24 protein-coding genes are annotated in these 24,368 nt (G+C 73.3%); 9 read left to right on the top strand and 15 right to left on the bottom strand.

The window, feature by feature from the left end; all coding sequences use genetic code 11:
• The first annotated feature begins 36 nt into the window (after positions 1-36).
• Entirely contained in the window at positions 37-804 is a 768-nt protein-coding gene (locus EV382_RS15540) for a DUF5753 domain-containing protein (RefSeq protein WP_130402644.1), read from the top strand.
• Positions 795-983: a DUF397 domain-containing protein gene (locus tag EV382_RS15545; RefSeq protein WP_130402646.1), complete on the top strand. Its 189-nt coding sequence runs from the start codon at positions 795-797 to the stop codon at positions 981-983. The genes EV382_RS15540 and EV382_RS15545 overlap by 10 nt, the downstream gene beginning before the upstream one ends.
• Here EV382_RS15545 and EV382_RS15550 read toward each other — a convergent pair.
• From EV382_RS15550 to EV382_RS15590, 9 genes are all read right to left on the bottom strand, one after another.
• Positions 970-2,205, bottom strand: coding sequence for an RNA polymerase sigma factor (locus EV382_RS15550; protein WP_130402648.1), 1,236 nt, complete (start codon positions 2,203-2,205; stop codon positions 970-972). The two genes, EV382_RS15545 and EV382_RS15550, sit on opposite strands and share 14 nt — an antisense overlap.
• A 29-nt stretch (positions 2,206-2,234) precedes the next feature.
• A complete protein-coding gene (locus tag EV382_RS15555; protein ID WP_425271989.1) occupies positions 2,235-2,561 on the bottom strand; it encodes a YciI family protein in 327 nt (108 codons plus the stop codon).
• A 94-nt stretch (positions 2,562-2,655) separates the two neighbouring features.
• Positions 2,656-3,267, bottom strand: coding sequence for a GTP-binding protein (locus tag EV382_RS15560; RefSeq protein WP_130402652.1), 612 nt, complete (start codon positions 3,265-3,267; stop codon positions 2,656-2,658).
• Positions 3,248-3,634: a DUF742 domain-containing protein gene (locus tag EV382_RS15565; RefSeq protein WP_030337267.1), complete on the bottom strand. Its 387-nt coding sequence runs from the start codon at positions 3,632-3,634 to the stop codon at positions 3,248-3,250. Before EV382_RS15565 ends, EV382_RS15560 begins: the two co-directional genes overlap by 20 nt.
• 5 nt (positions 3,635-3,639) lie before the next feature.
• Positions 3,640-4,062 carry a roadblock/LC7 domain-containing protein gene (locus tag EV382_RS15570; RefSeq protein WP_130402654.1) on the bottom strand — a complete coding sequence of 141 codons (423 nt, stop codon included), beginning with the start codon at positions 4,060-4,062 and terminating at the stop codon, positions 3,640-3,642.
• Between the two features lie 90 nt (positions 4,063-4,152).
• Positions 4,153-6,705 carry a nitrate- and nitrite sensing domain-containing protein gene (locus EV382_RS15575; protein WP_130402656.1) on the bottom strand — a complete coding sequence of 851 codons (2,553 nt, stop codon included), beginning with the start codon at positions 6,703-6,705 and terminating at the stop codon, positions 4,153-4,155.
• A 124-nt stretch (positions 6,706-6,829) separates the two neighbouring features.
• The gene (locus EV382_RS15580; protein WP_130402658.1) at positions 6,830-8,443 is read right to left on the bottom strand and encodes a prenyltransferase/squalene oxidase repeat-containing protein; all 1,614 of its coding nucleotides are present in this window, start codon (positions 8,441-8,443) and stop codon (positions 6,830-6,832) included.
• Positions 8,436-9,353 carry a terpene synthase family protein gene (locus EV382_RS15585; protein ID WP_130402660.1) on the bottom strand — a complete coding sequence of 306 codons (918 nt, stop codon included), beginning with the start codon at positions 9,351-9,353 and terminating at the stop codon, positions 8,436-8,438. The genes EV382_RS15580 and EV382_RS15585 overlap by 8 nt, the downstream gene beginning before the upstream one ends.
• Positions 9,350-10,687 (bottom strand): cytochrome P450, encoded by a 1,338-nt coding sequence (locus EV382_RS15590; protein ID WP_208758622.1) that lies wholly within the window; start codon positions 10,685-10,687, stop codon positions 9,350-9,352. The genes EV382_RS15585 and EV382_RS15590 overlap by 4 nt, the downstream gene beginning before the upstream one ends.
• A 298-nt stretch (positions 10,688-10,985) precedes the next feature.
• On the opposite strand from EV382_RS15590, the gene EV382_RS15595 reads away from it, so the two are divergent.
• A complete protein-coding gene (locus EV382_RS15595) occupies positions 10,986-11,234 on the top strand; it encodes a DUF2630 family protein (RefSeq protein WP_130402664.1) in 249 nt (82 codons plus the stop codon).
• A gap of 43 nt (positions 11,235-11,277) precedes the next feature.
• Here the strand turns inward: EV382_RS15595 and EV382_RS15600 are convergent, their stop codons facing one another.
• From EV382_RS15600 to EV382_RS15610, 3 genes are all read right to left on the bottom strand, one after another.
• Positions 11,278-12,210 carry a serine protein kinase RIO gene (locus EV382_RS15600; protein ID WP_130402666.1) on the bottom strand — a complete coding sequence of 311 codons (933 nt, stop codon included), beginning with the start codon at positions 12,208-12,210 and terminating at the stop codon, positions 11,278-11,280.
• Between the two features lie 198 nt (positions 12,211-12,408).
• Positions 12,409-13,053, bottom strand: coding sequence for an HAD family hydrolase (locus EV382_RS15605; RefSeq protein WP_130402668.1), 645 nt, complete (start codon positions 13,051-13,053; stop codon positions 12,409-12,411).
• A gap of 65 nt (positions 13,054-13,118) precedes the next feature.
• Positions 13,119-13,979 (bottom strand): carbon-nitrogen hydrolase family protein, encoded by an 861-nt coding sequence (locus tag EV382_RS15610; protein ID WP_130402670.1) that lies wholly within the window; start codon positions 13,977-13,979, stop codon positions 13,119-13,121.
• A 77-nt stretch (positions 13,980-14,056) separates the two neighbouring features.
• Here EV382_RS15610 and EV382_RS15615 point away from each other — a divergent pair, with 77 nt between their 5' ends.
• The 6 genes from EV382_RS15615 (at position 14,057) to mug (ending at position 18,348) form a co-directional block, all read left to right on the top strand.
• Complete coding sequence (locus tag EV382_RS15615; RefSeq protein WP_091403732.1) at positions 14,057-14,629, top strand: TetR/AcrR family transcriptional regulator; 573 nt, start codon at positions 14,057-14,059, stop codon at positions 14,627-14,629.
• A gap of 81 nt (positions 14,630-14,710) precedes the next feature.
• Positions 14,711-15,637 (top strand): TIGR04222 domain-containing membrane protein, encoded by a 927-nt coding sequence (locus tag EV382_RS15620; RefSeq protein ID WP_130402672.1) that lies wholly within the window; start codon positions 14,711-14,713, stop codon positions 15,635-15,637.
• Positions 15,634-16,452, top strand: coding sequence for an MbnB/TglH/ChrH family RiPP precursor modification enzyme (locus EV382_RS15625; RefSeq protein WP_130402674.1), 819 nt, complete (start codon positions 15,634-15,636; stop codon positions 16,450-16,452). The genes EV382_RS15620 and EV382_RS15625 overlap by 4 nt, the downstream gene beginning before the upstream one ends.
• The gene (locus tag EV382_RS15630) at positions 16,449-16,988 is read left to right on the top strand and encodes an SCO6045 C-terminal-like domain-containing protein (RefSeq protein ID WP_244236711.1); all 540 of its coding nucleotides are present in this window, start codon (positions 16,449-16,451) and stop codon (positions 16,986-16,988) included. The genes EV382_RS15625 and EV382_RS15630 overlap by 4 nt, the downstream gene beginning before the upstream one ends.
• Positions 16,973-17,734 carry an SDR family oxidoreductase gene (locus EV382_RS15635; RefSeq protein WP_130402676.1) on the top strand — a complete coding sequence of 254 codons (762 nt, stop codon included), beginning with the start codon at positions 16,973-16,975 and terminating at the stop codon, positions 17,732-17,734. The genes EV382_RS15630 and EV382_RS15635 overlap by 16 nt, the downstream gene beginning before the upstream one ends.
• Positions 17,731-18,348 (top strand): G/U mismatch-specific DNA glycosylase, encoded by a 618-nt coding sequence (gene mug / locus EV382_RS15640; RefSeq protein ID WP_425271901.1) that lies wholly within the window; start codon positions 17,731-17,733, stop codon positions 18,346-18,348. The genes EV382_RS15635 and mug overlap by 4 nt, the downstream gene beginning before the upstream one ends.
• A gap of 62 nt (positions 18,349-18,410) precedes the next feature.
• On the opposite strand, the gene EV382_RS15645 is transcribed toward mug, so the two are convergent.
• From EV382_RS15645 to EV382_RS15655, 3 genes are all read right to left on the bottom strand, one after another.
• The gene (locus tag EV382_RS15645) at positions 18,411-20,954 is read right to left on the bottom strand and encodes a hypothetical protein (RefSeq protein ID WP_130402680.1); all 2,544 of its coding nucleotides are present in this window, start codon (positions 20,952-20,954) and stop codon (positions 18,411-18,413) included.
• A complete protein-coding gene (locus tag EV382_RS15650; protein WP_130402682.1) occupies positions 20,951-22,285 on the bottom strand; it encodes an SWIM zinc finger family protein in 1,335 nt (444 codons plus the stop codon). The genes EV382_RS15645 and EV382_RS15650 overlap by 4 nt, the downstream gene beginning before the upstream one ends.
• Positions 22,286-22,355: 70 nt before the next feature.
• Positions 22,356-24,332 (bottom strand): ABC transporter ATP-binding protein, encoded by a 1,977-nt coding sequence (locus tag EV382_RS15655; RefSeq protein WP_208758623.1) that lies wholly within the window; start codon positions 24,330-24,332, stop codon positions 22,356-22,358.
• Between the last annotated feature and the right edge of the window lie 36 nt (positions 24,333-24,368).

The raw sequence follows: 24,368 nt of genomic DNA on the forward strand, positions 1-24,368 counted from the left end.
CCTTCTGACGTCTGGAACGTTCTGGAGGGTGCGGAGATGAATCGAGCGGTGCAGGTGGCCATGGTCGAGACAGGACACACAGCGGACAGTCTCGCCGCTCAGATTGGTGTCGATCCGAAGACGGCAGCGAAGTGGGCGAGCACGGGACGAATTCCACAGACGCGTCATCGTGCGCGGGTCGCCGAGTTGCTCGGTCGGAACGTCGAGGAGCTGTGGCCGGACGTGTTGAAGCGCCGGACGCCGGCCTGGTTCCGGCCCTGGGCCGAGATCGAACGTGAGGCGCTGTCACTGCGATCGTTCCAGCTCGCGTGGATTCCTGGGCTTCTCCAGACGAAGGCGTACGCGCTGGCGACGCTGGGCGGCGAGGCGTTGACGCCGGCCGAGGCCGACGATCTCGCCGAGGCGCGGTTGAGTCGGCAGGCCGTCCTGCGGCGGGAGCGCCCGCCGCTGCTCGTCGCGGTCCTCGACGAGGCAGTCCTCCAGCGCACCCTCGACGGTGACCGGGCCATGATGCGGGAGCAGTGCGAGCGGCTTGCCGAGCAGGCCGCTCTGCCAAACGTGTCGGTCTTCGTCGTGCCCGCCGACGTCGGCATGTATCCGGGCCTCGGGGGGCCGTTCACCGTGGCCGAGATGCCGGACGGGGCGCGGGTCGCGCACGTCGACAGCCAGGCGCAAGCGCAGCTCATCGACAAGACCGCCGACCTTGCTACGCTCGATCGGCGGTGGGAACGCATTCGTGACGCAGCCCTGTCCCGCGCGCAGTCCCTCAACCTCCTCAGAGAAGCGGCAGCATCATGGACCTGATCGGCGCTCGGTGGCGCAAGAGCAGCAAGAGTGGCAACAACGGCGGCGACTGCGTCGAGGTGGCCGACAACCTCCCCGGCGTCATCGGCGTACGCGACTCCAAGGACCTGGCCGGTCCGGCGCTCGCCTTCGACCCGGCGGCCTGGGCCCGGTTCCTGGTGTTGGTCAAGCGCGGGTGAGTTCGTCGGCCCGGTCGAGCAGCGCGCGGCGCTCGGCGGTCGAGCCGACCGCTGCCGCCGCCTGACGGAACAGGCTGGCGGCGCGCAGCCGGTCCCCCTGCCGGGCCACCAGGTCGGCCTCCACCGCCACGGTGAGCGGGTAGCCGTCCAGCCCTCCCCCGGCGCGCGCCGCGTCGAGCAGGGCCAACCCGGCGGCCGGCCCGTACGCGTAACCGTGCGCGACCGCACGGTTGAGCGCGATCACCGGTGAGGGACGGATGTCGACCAGCGCGTCGTAGGCCCGTGCGATCGTCGGCCAGTCGGTGTCCTCGGCCGAGGCGGCGGTGGCGTGGCGGGCGGCGATCCGGGCCTGCCACGCGTACGGCCCGTCGTGGCGTACCCGATCGAGGGCGGCCAGGCCCTCGGCGATGGCGGCGCGGTCCCACCGGTCGCGGTCCTGCCGCTCCAGGGTGAGCAGGGTGCCAGTGGCGTCGCGGCGGGCGTCCCGGCGGGAGTGCTGCAACAGCACCAGCGCCAACAGCGCGGCGACCTCGGACTGCTCGGGCATCAGCCGGTCGAGCAGCCGGGCCAGCCGGACCGCCTCGTCGGCGAAGGCCGGCTCGCCGTCGGCGACGTAACCCCGGGTGAACAGCAGGTACAGCACGGCGAGGACACCGGGCAGCCGTTCGGTCAGCGCCGGCCCGCTCGGCACCCGGTACGGGATGCCGGCCTGCGCGATGCGGGTACGGGCCCGGGTCAGCCGGCGGGTCATCGTCGACTCGCTGACCAGCAGGAGGCGGGCGATGTCGGCGGTCGGCACGCCGCAGACGGTTCGCAACGTCAACGCCACCCGGGCTTCGATCGCGAGCGCCGGGTGGCAGCAGGTGAAGATGAGCCGCAGCCGGTCGTCCACCACGTCCTGGCTCACGTCCGGCTCCGGCGGCGCGTCCTGCGGCGTGAGCAACGCCAGGTCGTGCAACTTGCGCCGCTCCACGGTGGCCCGGCGCAGCACGTCGATCGCGCGGTTGCGCGCCACCGTCATGAGCCATCCGCCCGGGTTGGTGGGCACACCGTCGGCGGGCCAGCGTTCCAGGGCGACGGTCAACGACTCCTGGGCGCAGTCCTCGGCCAACGCCCAGTCCCCGGTCACCCGGATCAGGGTCGCGACGATCCGGGGGTACGCCTCGACGCCGGCGGCGGCGACGGCCTCCGCCACCGCGCCGGCCGTTGCCCCCGTGCGCATCGGCCGGCGCGGTGAGGTGGACAACCCCGTCAGTCGGGCAGGTCCGCGAACGGGCGCAGCTCCAGTCGCCCTTCGCGGGCCATCGGGTGGGTGCGGGCCACCTCGATCGCCTCGTCCAGATCGGCGCATTCGAGCAGGTCGAAGCCCACGATCACCTCGCTGGTCTCCGCGAACGGCCCCTCGGAGACGAGCAGCTCACCGTCGCGGACCCGGACGGTGGTGGCCGCGCTGGTCGGCCCCAGCTCGTTGCCGCTCAGGCGGCGGCCACGAGAGTCGTTCTCCGCCACCCACTTGTCGATGTCGGGTAGCGGGGTGGGGTCGGTGTCCGGCTCGGTGTCGCTGCAAACGAACATCATGTACTTCATCTGGTCACTCCCTGGTCTCTCGGGACATCGCCAGCATGACGAACGGCCGACCGCGTTCCGGACACCCTCCCCCGAGAAATGTCGGTCAGTCTCCGTTGGCGGCGCGGCGGCGGGCCTCGCGGGTCTTCATGGCGTGCTCCATCAGCGTGACGAGCACCTCCTTGCTGGACTCCCGTTGCCGGGCGTCGCAGAGCAGCACCGGCACACCCGGGTCCAGGTTCAGCGCGGCCTGCACCTCGTCGAGCCGGTACGTCCGAGCGCCCTGGAAGCAGTTCACCGCGACCACGAACGGTGTGCCCCGACCCTCGAAGTAGTCGATCGAGGGGAAGCAGTCGGCGAGCCGGCGGGTGTCGGCCAGCACCACCGCCCCGATCGCGCCCAACGCCAACTCGTCCCAGACGAACCAGAACCGGTCCTGCCCCGGCGTGCCGAACAGGTACAGCACCAGGTCGTCGCTGATGGTGATCCGGCCGAAGTCCATGGCCACGGTGGTGGTGGTCTTGCCCTCCACCCCGGACAGGTCGTCGATGCCGACTCCCGACTCCGTCAGCACCTCCTCGGTGCGCAACGGCCGGGTTTCACTGACCGCGCCGACCATGGTCGTCTTGCCCACGCCGAAGCCGCCCGCGACCAGAATCTTGATCGCGGTGGGCAGTGGCGTCGCTCCCGCCGGCCGGTCAGAGTGCCCGTAGTCCATTGATTACCGCCTCGAAGATGCTGTTGTCGGGAAGACCGGCCGTGGTCTGCGGCTCGCGCACCTGTACCAGGCTGCGGGCCGCCAGATCACCGAGAAGCACCCGGATGGTGCCCACCGGCAGGTCGAGATGGGCGGCGATCTCGGCGACGGACTGTATGCGCTGGCACAGCCCGACGATCGCCAGATGCTCGGGACCGAGACCCACCTCGGGCGTGACCTCGGCTCGGGTCGCCGTGACCAGGGAGATCAGGTCGAAGGTGCCGGTGACCGGGCGGGCCCGACCGCGCGTCACCGCGTACGGACGCACCACCGGACCCGCATGGTCATCCACCCACTGGTGGTCTGCGGACTCCCCCTGGACCGTCATCGCCGTTACCTCTCGCCGACCTGCTGATCACTGCCACGCGAGGGCGACGCGACGTACTTGCCGACGCGGGTGACCAGCATCGCCATCTCGTAGGCGATCAGGCCGACGTCGGCGTCCTCGGTGGCCAGCACCGCCAGGCAGGCGTTACGCCCGGCCGCGGTGACGAACAGGAACGACGACTGCATCTCGATGATGGTCTGCTGCACCTGCCCACCGCCGAAACGCTTACCGGCGCCTCGGGCGAGGCTCTGGATGCCGGCCGCCATCGCCGCGAGGTGCTCGCCGTCGTCCCGGCTCAACCCCTGGGAGGAGGCCATCATGAGGCCGTCGGTGGAGAGCGCGACCGCGTGTTCGGCCTGCTTCACCCGGCCCACCAGGTCATCCAGCAACCACGTCAGGTCGGCGCTCGAAGCCGTCTTCTGGGTCACTTCGTCGTCCTCTTCTCGCCCGGCTGTGCGCCGTGTTCATCTGGGGCTTGACCGTCACACCGCGCGGGAACCCGCGCCTTCGGTGCTCGGTCAGGTCGCTTGTGGATCCTCGTCGGTCGGCTCGGACGGCGTCGCCGCCGGGGCGCCGGAGCCGCCGCCGAGCAGTCGAGCCGCGTCGGTGCGACCACGCCGGGTACCGGTCTGGTAGGAGCTCATCATCCGGCGCACCTGCTCCGGTGGACGCACCACATCCTCGTCGTCGCTCTCCGACACCGCCGGGTCGTCCCGCAACTCGGGAACGATGTTCGCCTGTCGGACCCGGACCGGCAGGCCCGAGTCGGTCCGCTCCGCCTCGGCCCGGGCCGGCATCGGACCACCGTCACCGGTCCCGACCGGCTCGGCGTCGCGGTCCTTCGGTCGGGCGCGGTCAACGGCGGGCAGACCGGTGGGCACGGTCGGGGCCTCCAGGGCTGGCTGACCCGGGCCGCGCCGGGCGCGGGTGGGCAGATCCGGTGTGCCGGCTGTCGGGGTGGTCCGCTGTCGGGTGGGGAGAACGCTGTCCGCCTCCGCCTCCTCGTCCGTGGGTGCGGTGGTGGTGTCGGTCGGCACCGCCGCGGTCACCGGTGCGTCCGGCGCGGTCGCCGTCGGTGCGGCGAGCGCGACCGGTGCGGAGGACGCCGGACGGCTGCTCTCCGTGGCGGGCGCGGACGGCAGCGGGATGGCCGAACCCGCCCGGAACGAGCCGGAGTCCTCCGGGGATGCCTCGGCCTCGGTGACCAGCTCCAGCGGGATCAGCACGACCGCGGTGGTGCCGCCGTACGCGGACTCCTTGAGCCGGACCCGTACGCCGTGCCGTTCGGTCAGCCGGCTCACCACGTACAGCCCGAGGCGGGCGGCGTTGGCGAGGTTCAGCTCGGACTGGTCGACGATCCGGTGGTTCGCCGCGGCCAGGTCCTCCTCGCTCATGCCGAGGCCCCGGTCCTCGATCTCGATGGCGAACCCGTTGGAGACCGACTGGCCGCGGACCTCGACCGTCGTGTGTGGCGGGGAGAACGACAGGCCGTTCTCGATCAGCTCGGCCAGCAGGTGGATGATGTCGCCGACCGCACGGCCGGCGAGCGAGACCGGGCCGAGCGGCAGCACGTTGACCCGGGTGTAGTCCTCCACCTCGGCCACCGCGCCGCGCACCACGTCGACCATCGGGACGTTGCGCCGCCAGGCCCGACCGGGGGTGGAGCCGGAGAGCACGATCAGGTTCTCCGCGTTGCGCCGCATCCGGGTGGCCAGGTGGTCGACCCGGAACAGGTCCTCCAACTCCTCAGCGTCGTGTTCGCGGCGTTCCATCGCGTCGAGCAGGGTGAGCTGCCGGTGGACGAGTGCCTGCGTGCGTCGGGCCAGGCTGAGGAAGACCTCGCGGACGTTGCGACGCAGGTCGGCCTGCTCGACGGCGGTCCGCAGGGCGGTTTCCTGAACGGCGTTGAACGCCTTGCCGACCTGGCCGATCTCGTCGGTGCCGAACTCCAGCGGGGGCGCCTCGGTGGCGACGTCGACCTCCTCGCCGTGCCCGAGCCGCTCCACCACCCGGGGCAGCCGTTCGTCGGCGAGCTGCCAGGCGGCCTCCCGCAGCCGGTCCAGCTGGCGCAGCAGGTTCCGCGCGGTGGTGATCGAGATGACGACCGAGGCGATGACGGCGAGCAGGCCCAGACCGGTGGCGAGCACCAGTCGGACGACGACCATCACGGCGACGCCGGTGGCGCGATCCACGATGCCCTCGCCGCCGGCGGTCACCACATCGTTGACCTCGGCCAACGCGGGTTCCACGGTGCCGCGCCACTGCTCGGCGTCGAGCGGCAGTTGGGTCGACGGGCGGCCCTCGCGGATGATGCTGTCCTGCACGGCGCGCAGTCGGGTGAACTCCTCCCCTTCGACGAGCTGCTGGAAGCGGCGCTCGTCGGCGTCGGCGAGGCGGGTCCGGACCTCGTCGCCGAGGAACCGCTCGGCGGCGACCAGGCTGACGTAGCGGGCGTACTCCGGCCCGCTCATCCGGCCGTTGCCGAAGAGCCCGCTGAGCAGCGCGTCCTCCTGGGAGATCAGCTCCTTCATCCGGTTGAGCTGGATCAGGGCCGCCGCCTCGCCGGCGATCTGCTTGTCGTCCAGGCTGCCCGTCACGTCGTAGATCTGGAAGATCGACTCGATCGCGGTCGTGTACGCCTCGGCGGCGGCAACCCGGTCGATCTTGCGGTCCAGCACCTCGGCGCGGGTCTGCTCCAACGCCTTGACCTGGGCGATCGTCAGACCGAGCTGGGTGTCCAGTGCGGAACTGCCGGCGACGTCGACCTGCCAGTCACGCACCGATTCGGCGAAGTCGGCGGCCAGCCCCGCGCTCTTGGCCTGCTCGGCTTCGAGCGCCGCCCGCTGCGCGGCCTCGGGGTTGCTCAGGTACGCCTGGGTCAACCGCCGCTCCACCTGGAGCTCCTGCAACAACGGCTCGGTCGGCGCGTAGACCTTGCTGTTGATCACCTGGACACCGAGCAGGTTGAAGCCGTCGCGCAGGGTCACCCAGGCCGCGAACATCCAGAGCGCGACCAGAGAGAGCAGCAGGGCGACAACCTTGGTGCGGATACTCGTACCGCGAGAACGCATTGAACCGTCCCAGGCAGGGCGTTGACTCAGCTCATCAACGGGTGATCAGAGGGGGCGACGTCCCACCGCAGCGGGGCATCCGGGGCTGAGGCTCTGCGTACGCTAGCAGTGTCCACACAACCCCTCAAGTTGTTGTTTTTGTTAGCTGGTAGCCGCAATCCACCACCGATCGGTCCACCCCGGAGGCCCGATCGGTGGTCAACCGACAGGCGGCGAGCACCGCGGCGCGCACGATCACTGTCGGACAGTACAGCTCCTTGCCGTACCACAGTGGAGGGTGCTCCCGGTCGACGGATTCGTGCAGGTAGGCGTGCCCACGGGCCACGGCGTCGTCGACCCGTGGCACCGTCGTCGGCACCGTCAGCAGCACCTGGAGGGCGTACGCCGTCTCCTCGGCGGTGCCGCTCCACCGCCCCCACGAGCCGTCCGCGCGCTGACTGTTCAGCACCCAGCCGGCAGCCCGGTCCACCGCCTCGGCGGCGGCCGCACCCCGCCCGAACTCGGCCAGCGCCTGCACACAGCAGACGGTGGCGTAGTACGGCGAGGCGTGCCAGCGGTCCTGCCAGGCGCCGTCGGCACGCTGGCGCCCGGTCAACACCAGGCTCAGCCGCTCGACCGCCCGGCGATAGCGCGGGTCCGCGTCCGGGTGCCGGGCCACGTGCTGGCCGAAGGCGTCCAGCACATGGGCGTTCGTGGTGACCGAGAAGCCGTCCTCCCCCGGCCACGTGCAGAAACCGTCGGCCGTCTCGTACGCCCACAGGCTGGCCGGGTCCGCCGGACGCCCGAGCCGGGCCAACGCGTCGAGGGACACCGCCGTGGTGTCGGCGTCGGTCGGCAGGCCGTCGCCGGTGGCGATGCCCTGGCCGGCGGTGGCGGCGGTCAGGCTCTCCAGGACGGAGGTCGGCGGGTTGATGGTGACTCCGGCGCGACGCAGGCCGCTGAGCACCCACGCCCGCTCGAAGACCGTGATCGGTGCCGGGCAGGGCACCGGGCCGCCCCCGTCGCGGATCAACGCCCGCAGGAAGGCGTGCGCGGCGGGGCCGGCGGAGGGTCCGGCCGCGCTCAGCCAGGCGGCGGTCGCGGCGGGTGAGGCGCCGACCGCGGTGAGCGTGGGGCCGGCGTCGGCGGGGACCGCGTCCAGGATCTCGTAGAAGTGGGCCAGCTTCGGTGGCAGCGCCGCGCCGGCGGCCACCGCGGACCGCACCGCGCGCAGCCGGTCCCGGTTGAGCCCGGGCGGCAGCGGCAACGGCGGGCGGGGCAGCCGGTCGGCGATGGCCCGCTCCAACCCCGCGAGCCGGTCGTTGATCGTGTCGACCAGCGCCGGAACGATGAGGTCCAGCGCGGGGGTGTCCGGCAGCGTCCGCGCGTCGCCGGCCAGCAGCGTGCCGGCGAGCGCGCCGAGGCCACGGGACACCGACGTGAGCAGGTCCGTCCCGCCCCTACCGTCGGCCAGGGCGGCGAGCAGCGCGTCGGTGGCGCTCAACGTCGGCACCAGGGCGTACCCCTCGGGTGGGCCCCACGCCCCGTCCGGACGCTGACTGCGCAGCAGGAACGCGATCCGCTGGTGGTGCCCGGTCAGCCAGGGAGCGACGGCCACCAACCGCCCGGTCTCGTACAGCGACGCGGCGACCTGCCCCCACGGCCGCAGGCACAGGCCGGCGACCAGTTCGCGGGCGGCGTCGGCGATCGGGTCGGTGCTCGCCGCGTCGACGAGAACCCGCACGGCGCGGTCACTCATCGCGCGCACCCCAGAAGTCCGCCAGTTGGTAGAAGCCGCCGGTGAAGGAGATCTGCCGGTTGAGGTACTCCGCCTGGCGGGGGCACCGTTCGGCGAGGGCGGCCAGGTCCCCTCGGGACCGGGCGGTCAGCTCGGCCAGCCGGTCGTGCACCTGCGCCGGGTCGTCGACCAGCGACAGGGCGTTCAGGTCACCCCACTCGGCGTCGCGCCCCTGGGTGGCGAGGTCGTTGACCAGCCGCAGCACCCGCTGCACGCCCCGTCCGGCGTCCAGCAGGTCGGTCAACTGGGCGAGCGTCCGCTCGTCGCCGGTGGCTATCCAGTGGGTGCTGTTGACGAAGGAGCTGCCGGAGTTGTCGGCGTTCTCCAGGTAGCGGTCCAGGTCCGGCAGGCGGCGCCCGGTGGTCGGGTCGGTCGGCAGGTTCTTCCAGTCCCACTCCCGAGCGGCGGCAGCGAGCATCCGGGCCAACTCGTCGCGCCAGATCGGGCGCAGCCGGGCGAACGCCGGCACGGTCGTCAGCTCGTCGCGCAGGTCGGCCAGGAGCCGTGCCAGGTGCCGCCCCGGTGGGGGCGTCGCGCCATCGGCCGCTGCCAGGCAGTCGGTCACCACCTGCCGGACGTCGTCCACGGAACGGGCGAGGTAGTCGATCTGCCAGTCGGCGGCGAAGACCCAGAGCACGGTACGGGTGGTGATCCGCAGTTCGGCGGCGGTGTGCCAGGGCGCGATGAAGGCGACAGTGGTGGCCACCGAGCTGAGCAGCGCCGGGTCGAACGGTGCGGCGTCGAACAGTTCGGGGTGGGCGGCGGTGACAGCCTGGAGGTCGCGGACGCCCCGCACAGCGAGTGCGCACACCCGGCCCTGCTCGGCGACCGCGTCCTGGCCGGCCTGCGCCGGTCGCGGGCTGTCGGTCACGACGCGGCCAGGCGCTCGACCGGGGTGAGGATGAGCTCGGCCCGTTGCTTGGGTTGCAGCGAGGCGCCCATCCGAGGGGTGAGGTCGACCGGTTCGCGCAGCCGGAAACGGTAGCGGCTCAGCACGGTGCTGACGATGAGCTGGGCCTCCAGCAGGAACAGGTACTGCCCGAGGCACTGGTGCGGGCCGCCGCCGAACGGGAAGTAGGAGTAGCGGTAGCGCCGCCGGGGCAGCTCCGGCGCGAACCGCTCCGGGTCGAAGAGCGTCGGGTCGTTCCAGAACGTCGACATCCGCTGGGTCACGTACGGGCTGACCAGCACGCTGCCGCCGGCTTTGATCCGCACCCCGCCCAGCACGTCGTCGCCGACCGCGGTGCGCGGGATCATCCAGCCGGCCGGGTAGAGCCGCAGCATCTCGTCGAGCACCATCCGGCCGTAGCGCAGCTGGGGCAGGTGCTCGCGGCCGACCCGGTCGGCGCCGACGACCTGTTCGATCTCGTCGGTCATCCGCTCGGCCACGTCGGGTCGGGACGCCAGCACCGGCCAGAGCCAGGAGAGCAGCGCGATGGTGGTCTCGGTGGCGGTGGAGAACATCGCGACCACGTCGCCGCGGATCGCGTACTCGTCGGGTTCGCTGCCGTCGGCACGCGGCCGGCAGAGCGTGGAGATGATGTCGTCGCCGTCGGTGGGATGGGCCCGGGCCTCCCGGATGATCGGCAGCACCACCGCGTCGATGGTGCGCACCGCCTCGCGGAAGCGCCGGTCGCCGGGCATCGGCACCGCGTACGGCACGGCGGGCACCAGCAGTCGGGGGAGCATCGCGGTGGTGAGGGTGTCCAGCGCGGCGCTGATCCGCAGGGCATCGGGGACCGAGATCCGGTCGGCGAAGAGCACCCGCATGGTGGTGCGCAGGACGATCCGGGTCAGCTCCGCACCGCCGTCGATCGGGCGACCGGCGAGGGCCGGTTCGAGCCACTCGTCGACCGCTTCGTTGATCGCCTCGGCCATCTTGTCGACGAGCGTCTCGGCCCGCTTGGCGGTGAACAACGGTTGCAGGGCGCCTCGGCTGGACTCCCAGATCGCACCCTCGGCGACCAGGATGGCGTCGCCGACGATCCGACGAACGGGTCGCCACAGCAGTCCGTCGCCGTCCCGGGTGTAGTTGGCAACGTTGTCCCGCAGGACGCGTTGCAGGTGCTCAGGGTGGCTGACCAGATAGGGGCGGAACGAGCCGAGGTTGAGCCGGATGACCTCGCCGTCGGCGTCCTGCGCGAAGTCGACGAGCGCGCCCAGCGGATCGCGGATCAACGCGGGCAGCGCGGTTCGTAACGGAATCATCCGGGGTTCGCTGTTGACGGTGGCGGGGCGCGCCTCGAACACCTGCGACATCGAACCACGTCTCCTCGTCGTCCCGGCGACCGCAGCTGTCCACTGTGGTCGGTCGGGTTGATAAAACATTCACCTTCTGGGCCGACGGAAGCATCTCACCAACGAGGAGCACCTTCTAGACTTGTGTACGGCGCAATTTCCATCTACACCGATACCCGGCCAACCGACGCCGGTCGGTGATCCCGGACGCACCGGTACCCCCGAATCCGGGCGACGCCCGGCACCCTGTGCCAGGCTCTGTGGCATGGACGACAAGACCATCCTGAACCGGATCACCGAGCTGGTCGACGAGGAACACAAGCTGCGCGCCGAGGCCCAGGCCCACGAGTCGGGCACCGAGGGCGAGGCCAGCGAGCGACTGCGCGCCCTGGAAGAGTCCCTCGACCAGTGCTGGGACCTGCTGCGCCGCCGCCGGGCCGCCCGGGACACCCACGGCGACCCGGACGCCCAGGGCGAACGCCCCAAGCCCGAGGTGGAGCGCTACCTGCAGTAGCCGGCGTGCGGGTCGGGCGGTGTGCCCGCCCGACCCGCTCCGATCAGCGGACGCCCGCCTCGCGCAGCAGCTCTCCGGTCAACACGCCGGGATCGACCTGGTCGGCGGGGAGACCCCGGGCCGCGAACCAGGTGCCGACCACCCGCACATCGCGGGCCAGGAACTCCGGCCCCTGTGGGTTCGCCACCACGTCGACCACCTGCGGCAGGTCGATCACGACCAGCCGGCCCTGGTGCACCAGCAGGTTGTACGGCGACAGGTCGCCGTGCGCGTAGCCGGCCCGAGCCAGCACCCGCAGCGCCTCCACCAGCTGGGCCCACAGGTCACGCAGCTCGGCCGGGTCGGGTCGCAGCTGGGCCAGTCGGGGCGCCGCCTCCCCCGACTCGGCGTCACCGACGAACTCCAGCATCAACTCGGTGCCCCGCAACTGCACCGGGTACGGCACGGCGATCCGGTCGTGCCCGGCGCCGATCTCCCAGAGCCGGGTCAGGGCGGCGAACTCGGCGGCGGCCCACTGCCCGGCGATCATCTGCCGGCCGAACGCCGTCCGGCCGGCCATCGCCCGGTTCTCCCGGGACCGGCGCACCCTCCGGCCCTCCAGATAGCCGGCATCGCGGTGGAACAACCGGTGCTCGGGATCGCGGTAGCGTTTCACCGCGAGCAGGCAGGACCGGTCGGTGTCGGGCACCGCCCGGCGGACCAGGTGGACGTCCGCCTCCTTGCCGGTCTTCAGCACACCCAGCTCGGTGTCCTTGGCCGCCAACTCGGTGACCAGCCAGGCCGGATGCGGCTCTGGCCCGTGCACGGCGTCGTCCCAGGACGACCAGTGGTCACCGGTGTCCGGGTCGGGCTCGCTGTCCGGGTCGGCGAGCGGCGCGGTGGGCCGCCCGCGCTTCAGAAACTGCGGTTCGTCGTCGTCGAAGCGGCTCTTGCCGCGGCTCCGGCGCTCCAGCGCCGGAAGGTCGTAATCGCGCACTGTGGTGAAGTTCCCTTGGTCGAGGCTGAGGTAGGCGGCTGGAAGCGACCTGCGAAGACGGCCATGACCGACCCCCTCTCCTCAACCGGGCACACACCCGGGATGCACGATGCGCGGACAATGCTCGTACCGCCACGGCGGCCGGTCAACCGAATTACCGAGCCGTCACCCGACGGCGACGGCCAGCGCGGACAACCCTCAGCGGGCGAGGACTGTGGCGACCGCGGCGATCAACCCGTCCACCGTTCGGCTCGGCGCGAACCGGACGTCCGACCAGGTACGCCCTCGGTGCAGCCAGACGCTGGGCAGCCCCACCGCCGCGGCGCCGCCGATGTCCGCCTCCGGGCTGTCGCCGACCACCCACGCCCCCCGTAGCGGCATCCGGACCCGCTGGGCGGCGAGCGCGAAGATTCTCGGGTTGGGCTTGCTGACGCCGGCCTCCTCGGAGATCACCCAGTCCGCCACGTACTGGTCCAGCCCGGTCCGGCGGATCTTGGCGTCCTCGACGCGTACGGTGCCGTTGCAGACCACCACCGGCACCCAGCCGGCGTCGTCGGCGATCCGCAGCGCGCACGCGGTCAGCGGGTCGAGGCGGGTCTGCTCCACCACCCCGTCGTGCAGCTCTTCCACCAGGTCGATCGAGGGGATGCGCAGCTCGTAGCGGTCCCGGATGGCGTCGGCGAGGTCCCAGCGGTCGGTCAGCCCGTCAGCGTCGATCGAGACGAGCCAGTCGATGTCGGTGGGGGGCGCGCCGATGCTGCCCAGGAAGCGCTCACCCCAGCGGCGGAACGGCCCGGCCCGGTCCAGCAGGGTGTTGTCCAGGTCCAGCAGGAGCAGTGGCACTCGGGCACCCTACGGGACCGACGTGTCCGCCAACAGATGCGACGGGTATCGACCTGACGACGGGGTCAGCCAGCCATCGACATCCGCGGGTCGCCCTGGTCCGACAGTCGATCGACGAGCATCGAGTGGGCCGCCCGGGTGGCCGCGAGCACGGCGGGATCCAGCGTCGCCACGAGCACCGCCGTGCCGTCGTCGTCCCCGCGGGCCAGCACCCGCCCCTCGGGGTCGTAGATGGCCGCGCCGCCGTTGAACCGCCACGGGTCGACGCCGCCGACCGCGTTGGCGAAGACCACGAACATCGTGTTGTCCAGGGCCCGCGCGGCGTAGTAGAGATCCCGGCGGTGCTCGGAGCCGGCCAGGTAACCGCTGGGGCACAGGTAGCCGTGTGCGCCGTCGAGGGCGGCGGCCCGGCCATGCTCGGGGAAACAGCCGTCGTAGCAGATGCCCAACCCGAGCCGCCAGTCGTCGATGAGCAGCGTGGCACCCCGACCGCCGGGGGTGAACAGCTCCCGCTCGCTCCCCCACAACTGCTGCTTGTCGTAGCCGACCCGCACCCCGCCGGCCCGGTCGATCACCAGCGCCGCGATGGTCCGACGGCCGTCCGGGTGCCGCACGGCCGCGCCGACCAGCGCGGTGACGCCGGCCTCGCTGGCGGCGGCGCGCAGCGGGTCGAGCCGCGGATCCGCGACCATCCCGTCCGCATCGGCCGCGACGTCCGTGCCGGCCGGGTCGGCGGCGAGAACCGGCGGGTGGTACGCGCAGAGGAACAACTCTGGCAGGACGGCCACCCGGGCACCCCGCTGGCCGGCCTGGCGGACCAGGTCGGCGGCGGTGACCGCGTTGCCGGCGACGTCACCCGGCGTGGGGGTGGCCTGGACGGTGGCTACGGTCAACGGGGAGCGGGGCAGGCTGCGGGGCTGGGTCACCGGGCGATGGTAGTCGGCAGCATCCCAAGCCGTACGTACGGTTTGCGTGCCACGAGGGGACCTGCGACGATCGACCTGTGCCCAGAGTAAGCCAGGACCAGCTCGACGCGCGCCGGCAGGAGATCCTCGCCGCGGCCCGGGCGTGTTTCGCCCGGCTCGGCTACGAGGGGGCGACCGTCCGCCGCCTCGAAGAGGCCACCGGCCTGTCCCGCGGCGCGATCTTCCACCACTTCCGCGACAAGGACTCGCTCTTCCTGGCTGTCGCCGAGGACGACGCCGCGGCCATGGTCGAGACGGTGGCCCGCAACGGTCTGGTGCAGGTGATGCGCGATCTGCTCGCCCGCGCCGTCTCCCCGGACACCACCGGCTGGCTGGGCAGCCAACTGGAGGTCTCCCGGCGGCTGCGCACCGACCCCGCGTTCGCGCGCCGGTGGGCCGAACGGTCCGCCGCGATCGCGGAGGCGACCCGGGACCGGCTGGCCCGCCAACGCGACGCCGGAGTGCTCCGCGAGGACGTACCGATCGACGTGCTGGCCCAGTTCCTGGAGCTGGCCTACGACGGCCTGGTGCTGCACCTGGCCATGGGCCGACCCGCCGGTGACCTGGGCCCGGTGCTCGATCTGGTCGAGGAGGCGGTCCGCCGCCACTGACCGCCCCGACACCGGCCGATCGACCATGGCGAGGCTGCTCCACAATGGGGCCGCCGATCCCTCCGGTGACAGGAGCAGTCGATGATCGTCCACGCCGCGTCCGGTGACACCTGGGGCATCCCCGGCCCGACCTTCCTGCGGTACTACCTCGCGGCGGCCGTCCTGGTGGTGGTGATTACGGCGTACCACCGGGTCCGTCTCGCCGTCGGATCGACGGCATCCATGACCGCCGACCCACTCGGGCCGCAGCAGGTCGCCTACCTCAACGAGGGTCCTCAGCTGGCCGTACACGCCGCACTCGGCGGGCTGCGTGGCAGCCGTGCGATCGGTGTGCGACCGGACCGCCGGCTGACCACCGCCGGGGCCGCGCCGACCGGGCTCACCCCGCTGGAGCAGGCCATCCACTGGGCCGCGCACCAGCACGCCCGCGCCGGCGACCTGCCGCGCGACGAGCGCGTACGCATCGCGCTGGACCAGATCCGCGACGGCCTGGAGCAGCGGGGGCTGCTCACCAACGACGCACAGCGCGCCCGGGCCCGCTTCTGGGCCACGATCCTCGCCGTCCTGCTGGGCGTCGGTGTGTTCCGACTGGTCTCCGGCCTGTTCAACGATCAGCCGGTCGGTTACCTGCTGCTCACCCTGGTTCCGCTGCTGATCATCACGCTGCTGCTGCGCCGGGCGCCCATGCTCACCCGCGCCGGTCGGGCCGCCCTACGCTCCGTCCGCCGCGCGCACGCCCACCTCGCGCCGGCTTCCGCGCCCGCCTACACCACCTACGGAGCGGCCGGCGCGGCGATGGGCGTCGCCCTCTTTGGCACCGCCGCGCTCTGGGCGCTCGACCCGGGCTTCGCCGCACAGGCCGAGATTCAGCGCCAGGCCGCCGCCAGCAGCGGTTGGTCCGGCGGCTCCGACGGATCGTCCGGTGGCGGAGGCGACAGCTCCGGTGGAGACGGCGGCAGCTCCTGCGGCGGTGGCGGCGGGTGCGGCGGCGGAGGGTGCGGCGGATGACCGGCCCGTCCGGGGTCGGCATCGGCTGGCGACCGGAGATCGCCGGCTTCGTGGCCGAACTGCCCGGCCTGCGCTTCGTCGAGGTGGTGGCCGAGGGGATTCCCGCCTCCGGGCCACTCCCACCCGGCCTGACGCAGCTGCGGGAACGCGCGGTGACGGTCGTCCCGCACGGGGTGCGGCTCTCCCTCGGCGGCGCCGAGCCGGTCGACCCAGCCCGGGTCGCGCACCTGGCCGCGGTCGCGCAACGCCTGGACGCCCCGCTGGTCAGCGAGCACATCGCGTTCGTCCGGGCCGGCGGCCTGGAGGCCGGCCACCTGCTGCCGCTGCCGCGCAGCAGGGAAGCCGTCGACGCGGTCTGCGCCAACGTGGCACGGGCACAGGCCGAGCTTCCGGTGCCGATCGCGCTGGAACCGATCGCCGCGTTGGTCGACTGGCCCGACGACGAGCTGGACGAGGCCGACTTCCTCACCGAGATCCTCGACCGGACCGGGGCCCTGTTGCTGCTGGACGTGGCGAACGTGCACGCCAACGCCCGCAACCGGGGCACCGACCCGCTCGCGTTGCTGGACCGCCTGCCGTTGGAGCGCGTCGCGTACGCCCACGTGGCCGGCGGCGCGGAGCACGCCGGCTACTACCACGACACCCACACCGACCCGGTGCCGACGGCGGTGCTGGATCTGGTCGGCGCGCTCTGCGCCCGGCGGCGACCGCCGGCGCTGCTGCTGGAACGCGACGGCCACTACCCGCCGGCCGCCGAACTCCGCGCCGAACTGGACGCCCTGGCCGCCGCCGCGGGCTTCCCGGCCGTGACATGACGGGCACACCCGACGGCGAGTCCGCGCCCCGCGCCGGGCTCGCCGAGCGGCAGGCCGAACTGGTCGCGGCGCTGGTCGCCGGGGGTACGCCACCGGCGGGGTTCGCGCCGGGCCCGCTGGCCGCCACCCGCGCGGCCCTGCTGCGCAAGCGGGCCGGCGAGGTGGCCCGACACTGGCCACTGCTCGCCGCCGGCCTCGGTGCCGGTTGGTCGAAGACCTTCGCCGACTGGGCCGCCCGGCGACCCACCGCCGGATCACTGCGCGACGGTTGGGACCTGGCCCGTGCCCTGCACGACCAGCAGGCGCTCCCCCCGGTGGCCGCCGAGGAGTTGGCCGTCCGGGAGGCACGCCTGCGCTACGACGGGCGTCGGGCGCCGCGTCCGCGCCGGGCACCGGCGGTGGGCCGCGCCGGCGGCGCCGTCGCGGTGCAGATCGCCGGCCGGGTACGCCTGCTACGCCCCGCCCCACGTAAATCCATCCTTGCTGGCGACCGTGTACCGGATGCGGCAAGATCGGAGTCATGGATCTCGGACTGACCGACCGCGTGTACGTCCTCACCGGCGCCTCCCGCGGCCTGGGTTACGCGACCGCGCAGTGCCTGGTCGCCGACGGCGCGCGGGTGGTGCTCTCGGCCCGCGACGCGGATGCCGTGGCCGCCGCCGCCGAGCAGCTGGGTGGCCCGGAGCACGCCGTCGGGCTGACCGGCGACCTGGCCAACCCGGAGACCCCGGAGCAGCTCGTCGCCGCCGCGCAGGAGCATTTCGGCCGGCTCGACGGCGCGCTGATCTCGGTCGGCGGGCCACCGCCGGGCAACGCCGCAGCGGTCACCGACGAGCAGTGGCGGCTCTCCTTCGAGACCGTCTTCCTGGGCACCATCCGCGCGGTCCGCACGGTCGCCAACGCGCTGCCCGAGGGCGGCGCGATCGGGCTGGTGCTCTCCACCTCGGCCCGTGGCCCGGTGCCCGGTCTCGGCATCTCCAACGGTCTGCGGCCCGGCCTGGTCGGGGCCGCCAAGGACATCGCCGACGACTTCGGCCCGCGCGGGGTCCGGGTGGTCGGCCTGCTGCCCGGCCGGATCATGACCGATCGCAACCGGGAGCTGTTCGGAGCGACCGGCGACCCGGAGCGGGCCCGCGCCGAGGCGGAGTCCACCATCCCGCTGCGCCGCGTCGGCGACCCGGCCGAGTTCGGCCGGGTGGCCGCGTTCGTGCTCTCCCCCGCCGCCAGCTACCTCACCGGGATCACCCTGCCCGTCGACGGTGGCGCGCTGCGCGGGCTGTGACGCCGGGCCCGGCCCGAGATGCCCGTACGGTGACACCCGGGACGGTCCGGCCGACGCGGGCGGACCTGGCGGCTGCCGCCGACCGGACCATCCCCGACGTCCTCGCGCCGGGGCTGGCGGTGCTCTTCGTCGGCATCAACCCGGGCCTGTGGTCGGCCGCGACCGGATGGCACTTCGCCCGGCCCGGCAACCGGTTCTGGCCCGCCCTGCACCGGGGCGGTTTCACCCCCCGCCTGCTGCACCCCAGCGAACAGGACGAGCTACCCGCCCTCGGGCTCGGCATCACCAACATGGCGGCCCGGGCCAGCGCCCGCGCGGACGAGCTGAGCACCGACGAACTGCTCGCCGGCGCGGCGATCCTGACCGACAAGGTGGCCCGGTACCGGCCGCGCTGGGTGGCGGTGGTGGGGGTGACCGCGTACCGGATCGGTTTCCAGCGGCCGAAGGCCGCCTTCGGGCCGCAACCGGAGTCGCTGGCCGACGCCCGGCTCTGGGTGCTACCCAACCCGAGCGGCCTGAACGCGCACTTCACCCCGGTCACCCTTGGGTTGGCGTTCGCCGAGCTGCGGGTCGCGACCGGCCTGCCCGACCGCCGCCAGCCCGCGGAGAGCTGACGATCGGCGGCCGTCGGCGGAACGCCGCCCGCGGTGGACGCGGCGCTCCGCCGACCGGCGGGTCAGGCGGCCAGCGCCGTGCCGAGCCGGCGGGCCTCCCGCACCAACCGGGTCGAGCCGCCGCGCGCCACGACGTCGCCCAGCCCTGGCAGCTCAATGCGTACGCCGGTCGCGCTGGCCGTCTCGGCGGCCAGAGCGAGCAGGTCGGGGGTGCCGCGGGGCGAGGTCGGTCCGGTCAGCAACGGCGGCAGCGCGGCGGCGAGGAGCCGCCACACGCTCAGCCGGGCACCGGCCGCCACCGCGTCCCGCAGCGGTGTCACCGCCCGGGCCAGCGTCACCTGGTTGTCCGCCGCCAACGCGCCCAACCGACCCCCGACGCCCGGGGCGTCCAGCTCACCGGCTGCCGCCAGCATCAGGAGGGCGTCGAGGGCGGCGACCCGGTCCGCCTCGTGTCGGGCGCACAAGCCGTACGCCAGGGCCAGGTCGACGGCCGGACCGCCGACGCCGGTGCACTCGGCGAGCTGCGGCAGCAGCGCGCCGAACCCTTCGGCACCCTCCTGTGCGGCGCTCGCGACGTCGGGCAGCAAGCGGGCAGCGACCAGACCCCGGTGCCCCGGCAGCAGCGCCGGCCACAGGTCGACCCAGTCGGCGGGCCCCTGCCCGACCGGGCGGACCGGCACGGTAAGCAGGCCGAGCGGGTCCGCCTCGCCGTCCGGCGGGGTGGTGGTCACGACGGTACGCCGCTCGGGCAGGTGGTCGTAGCCCGAGTCGAACCCGCGGCGGCGCTCGCGCCGACCGATCGTGACCACCTCCTGCACGGGCGCCGGTAGGGCGCCGCCGCGCAGCCAGCCAGCCAGGTCGTCCCCAGCTGGCGTGCCGAGCGCCGCAGCGCGGGCCGCCAGGGCGTCGTCCACGCCGGCGGGCAGCCGCAGCAGGGCCTGGGTGAGATCCCACCGCCAGACCGGCCGGTCACCGCAGGCGGCCAGCCGTTCGTAGAGCGCCACCGGCTCGACGGCCCCGGTGACGGACGTCGGTGCGGCCAGCAGCCCGGGGTCGTCCGAGCCGTCGAGACGCTGCCCGATCTCGGCGAGCCGGGCGCAGTAGATTCGCGTGAGCGCCGACTGGTCGGCCCACTCGGCGCTCGGCCAGCGGCGCAGGAGCCGCTTCTTAAAGGTCGCCCGCTGGCCCAGGATGCGGGACCACTGCTCGCGCCGACGGTCAGCTCCCGTCGGCGCGGCGGCGGCCAACAAAACGCCGTTCACCTGGGCCCGCAGGTTGAACATCGCCCAGATGCCGTCGTGCCCCCGGATCTCTGCGCGGCGCAGCGCCGGCAGCAGGGCAGCCTCCAGCCGGTCCCGGTCGCGGGTGGTCAGCCGGACCAACCCGTCGAGGACCCGCTCCAACGCTGGCGTCGGCCACTGCCGACCGAGCAGCCCGGCGACCTCCTCCACCAGCTCATCCACGTCCGTGATCGGCGGTGGCGCGGGCGCGGGCGGCACCGGCGGCGGCAGTTCGTCGCCGGCCACCGCCACGGTGGCCGTGGTGACCGGCCGATGGCCGTGCCGCCGCGCCAGCGCCAGCGCGCGGTCGCGCAGGTCGCCGGAGGGCTGCACGACGCCCGACGCGAGGACCTCGGCGATCTCGGCCGTCCGCTGGGGATGCTGCCGGGCCAGTCGATCCAACCAGGACAGCTGCGCCCGCACCAGCGCCTTCTCCGGCCGACCCAGGACGACCCGCGCGGCGTCCAGCACCGCGTCGAGCTCCAGCTCGCCGCCCGCCTCCCGCAGCGTCCGCTGGGCCAGGACCGCCACCGGCCCCGGCGCGTCGGCGAGCAGCCGCAGGTAGGCGCTCGACCGCGCCGCCACCTCGGCGGGTACGGGTGCCAACAGGTCGTGCAGGGCGAGGAACGGACGCAGCGCGCCCGGCCGGTCGCCGCGCAGCAGCCGTCCGAGAACCCCGTCCAGCAACGCCGACCGGTCGATCCGTCCCTCCGCCGCCAGCGCGGCCAACGCCGGGGGCACCCCCTGCCCGGCGCCGTTGAACACCAGGTCGAGGCCGATCCCGTCGACCTCGAACAGCCGGGGCAGCAGCGGGTCCAGGAACGGGTCGGCGCGCAGCCGGTCGAGCAGCGGCCGGGGCCGGCCCTCGTACCGCGCCATCCACAGCGAGTGTGCCCAGCCAGCGACGAACGCGTCCCCGGTCGGCGGCGGTGCCTGCTCCGCCACCAGCAGCCCGGCGACGAAATCCCAACCATCCCACGAGCGACTGCGGGGCAGCCGCTCGGCCAGCCGGTACGCCACGTCGGCCAGCCAGGGCACCCCGCGCTGGCGGGCCGCCGCGATCACCGGCGCGTGGTCCACGCCGCCCAGCTCGACCTCCCGCCGGCCGAGCAGGGCCGCCGTCTTCGGGGCGGTGCTCAACGTGCCCACCGCCAGCACCGCCAGGGCGGTCGCCTCCCGGCCCGACCACCAGTTGCCCCGCCGACTGCGGACATGGGCGACCAACTCGTCGCCGAGCGCCCGCCGGGCCGGCTCGTCCAGCGGGTGCACCAGCGCGGCGACGGCGGAGACGTCGCCGACGGCCAGGCACCGGAAGATCTCCGTCACACCCCCACCTCCGCCGGCGCTGCCACCATGGAGACGGCGAGGGCGTGTTTGCAGGGCCCTCGCTGCCCCCGGTGCTTCGCCCACCACCGGCAGGAGCAGGTGAGGCTGCCGTCGGGCAGCCGGCGCACCCGGTAGTCCTCGTCGCCGCTGCGTACCGTGGCGTGCGCACCGTCCGGGTGGACCGCGCCCTGCTCCACGAGCGTGCGCGCGCCGATCAGGCGAGGATTGTCCCGCTCGGCGCGGCCCGCGTCGTAGGGCATGACGCGGTGAAAGTACGCGGACTCGGCGACGTCGTAACCGACCCGTCCGGCGGTGCCGAGCTGAGCCAACGCGGCGCGGACCCGGTCGTCGGGCAACCCGACGGCGTCGGCCAGCGCGGCGACGTCGATCGTCGGGTCCCAGGAGAGCAGACCGCCGACCAGCTCCGCGTCGTCGATCACCTCGTCGCCGGCGAGCGCGAGCAGCGCGGCCCCCTCACCGGAGAACCCCCGGTACGGCTCGGGCGAGAGCGTCAGGGACAACCGCAGCGAGCCGGTGTCCAGTTCCCACACGCTCGGCAGGGCCGGCGAACCGGCCCGCGCCGCCGGCCCGTACACCCGGAGGGTGTGGGCGTGCCGCAGCAGCCCGCGCAGCGCCGCGAGCCGCCCCGCCCCGGCCAGACAGACGGCACCCGGCACCGGCCTGGAGGTCAGCCGGAGCGTACGACCGGCCGGTAACGCCCAGAGCACCGAGCGGTCGCGCGCCCCGGGCAGCCGGCGCAGGAACGCCGCGGCCTCGGCGGCCGGGATCTCGGCGCGTGGTTCGAACCCGGCGGTGAGCACATGCACCTCCGCGAAGCCCCGCAACCAGCGACCCGGCAGCGGGACCTTCCGCTCCACCACCGCGCCGTCCATGGTGGAGACGGTGAGGTCGTCCGGGCCGACGGCCAGGTGCAGCGGCTCGATCCCACCCACCCGGGCGAGCGCCTCGCGCAGTGGCGGGTTGACGTCGACGTTTGTGGTGCCGTGCCCGACGATCTCGCCGTCGAAGCCGGCCGGGCCCACGTCCATCCGGGCGTACACCCCGCAGCAGCCGGAGAAGGACTCGAAGCGCAGCCGGGCCTGGCTGCCGGTGACCACCGGATCCAGACTCGCGGGGCTGGCCGGCTGGTGGTAGCGGGTGCGGGCCACCTCGGCCACGGCGAGCAGGCCGGCCGCCGCGGCCGCCGGGGTGGTGAGGAACCCGGAGAAGAACCGTGGATTGGCCGTCGGGCCGCCACTGGTCTGCAGGTCGAGACCGGCGGCGCGCAGCGCCGACGGCTGGAGGTATCGGTACGTCTGAACGGCGTTCACGGCGCACACCGTAGAGCAACCGACCGACATCGTGCGATGACCTGCGGGCGGGCCGGAGCCGACCCGTCGCTCAGTTGGCGGCGGCGGGCGGCAGCACCTCGTCGGCGCGGTAGGTGCCCAGCGGCATGACCACCGGCTCGGGGCCGGTCGCGTCGACGAACGGGGTGGGCGAGTCGGCGACCGCGAACTGGGTTCGGTACAGCTCGGCGTAGAGCCCGCCGACGGCCACCAACTCGTCGTGCCGCCCCCGCTCGACGATCCGCCCGCCGTCGAGGACGAGAATCTGGTCGGCGTCGCGCACGGTGGAGAGCCGGTGTGCGATCACCAGGGCGGTACGCCCGGCCAGCGCCACCGACAGCGCCCGCTGCACCGCCGCCTCGCTCTCCGAATCCAGGTGTGCGGTCGCCTCGTCGAGGATCACGATCGACGGGGCCTTGAGCAGGAGTCGGGCGATCGCGATGCGCTGCTTCTCGCCACCGGAGAACCGGTAGCCGCGCTCCCCGACGGTGGTGTCCAGCCCGTCGGGCAGCGACCGGACCAGGTCGGCCACCTGCGCCCCGGCCAGCGCGGCCCAGATCTCGTCGTCGGTGGCGTCCGGCTTGGCGTAGCGAAGGTTTTCCGCGATCGTCTCGTGGAACAGGTGCGAATCCTGAGTGACCACGCCGATCTCGTCCCGCAGCGAGGCCAGGGTCGCGTCCCGCACATCCACCCCGCCGACGAGCACCTGCCCGTCGGTGACGTCGTAGATCCGGGAGATGAGCATCGACAGGGTCGACTTGCCGGCGCCGGACGGGCCGACCAGCGCGACCATCTGCCCTGGCTCGACGCTGAACGAGACCCCCTTGAGCACCGGCTCGTTGACGGTCCGGTCGAGCGTGGCGACCTCCTCCAGGGAGGCGAGGGAGATCTCGGCGGCACTCGGGTAGCGGAACCGCACGTCGCGGAAGTCGACCCGGCCGGTGTTGCGGGGCACCGGCACCGCGTCGGGCTTCTCCACGATGCCCGGCTTGAGGTCGAGCACCTCGAAGACCCGGTCGAAGGAGACCAGCGCGCTCATCACGTCCACCCGCACGTTGGAGAGCGCGGTGAGCGGCCCGTACAGGCGGGTGAGCAGCAGCGCGAGCGTCACCACCGTGCCGGCGCTGACGCCACCGGTCACCGCGAGCCAACCACCGAGACCGTAGGTCAACGCCTGGGCCAGTGAGGCGACCAGCAGCATCGCCACGAAGAAGGTGCGGGAATACATAGCCGACTGGATGCCGATGTCGCGGACCCGCTCGGCCCGGCCGGCGAACCGGCGGGCCTCGATCTCGGGCTGACCGAAGAGCTTCACCAGCAGCGCGCCGGCCACCCCGAACCGCTCGGTCATGGTCGCGTTCATCTTGGCGTCGAGGTTGTACGCCTCGCGGGTGATGTCGGCCAGCCGCCGACCGACCCGGCGCGCCGGAATGATGAAGATCGGCAGCAGCACCAGCGAGAGCGCGGTGATCTGCCAGGAGAGGGTGAACATCACCGCCGCGGTGAGCACCAGCTGGATGACGTTGCTGACCACACCGGACAGGGTGGAGGTGAACGCCCGCTGGGCGCCGAGCACGTCGTTGTTGAGCCGGCTGACCAGGGCGCCCGTCTGGGTACGGGTGAAAAACTGCAACGGCATCCGCTGCACGTGGTCGTAGACCCGGGTGCGCAGGTTGAGGATGATGCCTTCGCCGATGCGGGCGGAATACCACCGTTGGGCCAGCGACAGCAGCGCGTCGGCGACCGCCAGGGCGGCGATGAACAGGGCCAGCCGCACCACGAGCCGGCCGGCCTCGCTGCCACCCTCGTTGATCGCATTGATCACGTCACCGGCGAGCACCGGCGTGGCCACGCCAATGATGGCGGCCAGCACCACGGTCGCCAGGAAGACGACGATGTCGCGCCGGTAGGGCTGGGCAAAGGCGACGATGCGGCGGGCCACCCCGCGCTGGAGCCGGTGGGTGGAGACCTCGTCGCGGTTGCGCATCGACCGGAGCATGCTCCACCCGACCATGCCGCCGCCGGACATCGGGTTGGACATCGCTCACCTCCGGGTTGCCGGGCA

The sequence above is a fragment of the Micromonospora violae genome (genome assembly GCF_004217135.1).
In the GTDB taxonomy this organism is placed as follows: Bacteria; Actinomycetota; Actinomycetes; order Mycobacteriales; family Micromonosporaceae; genus Micromonospora; species Micromonospora violae.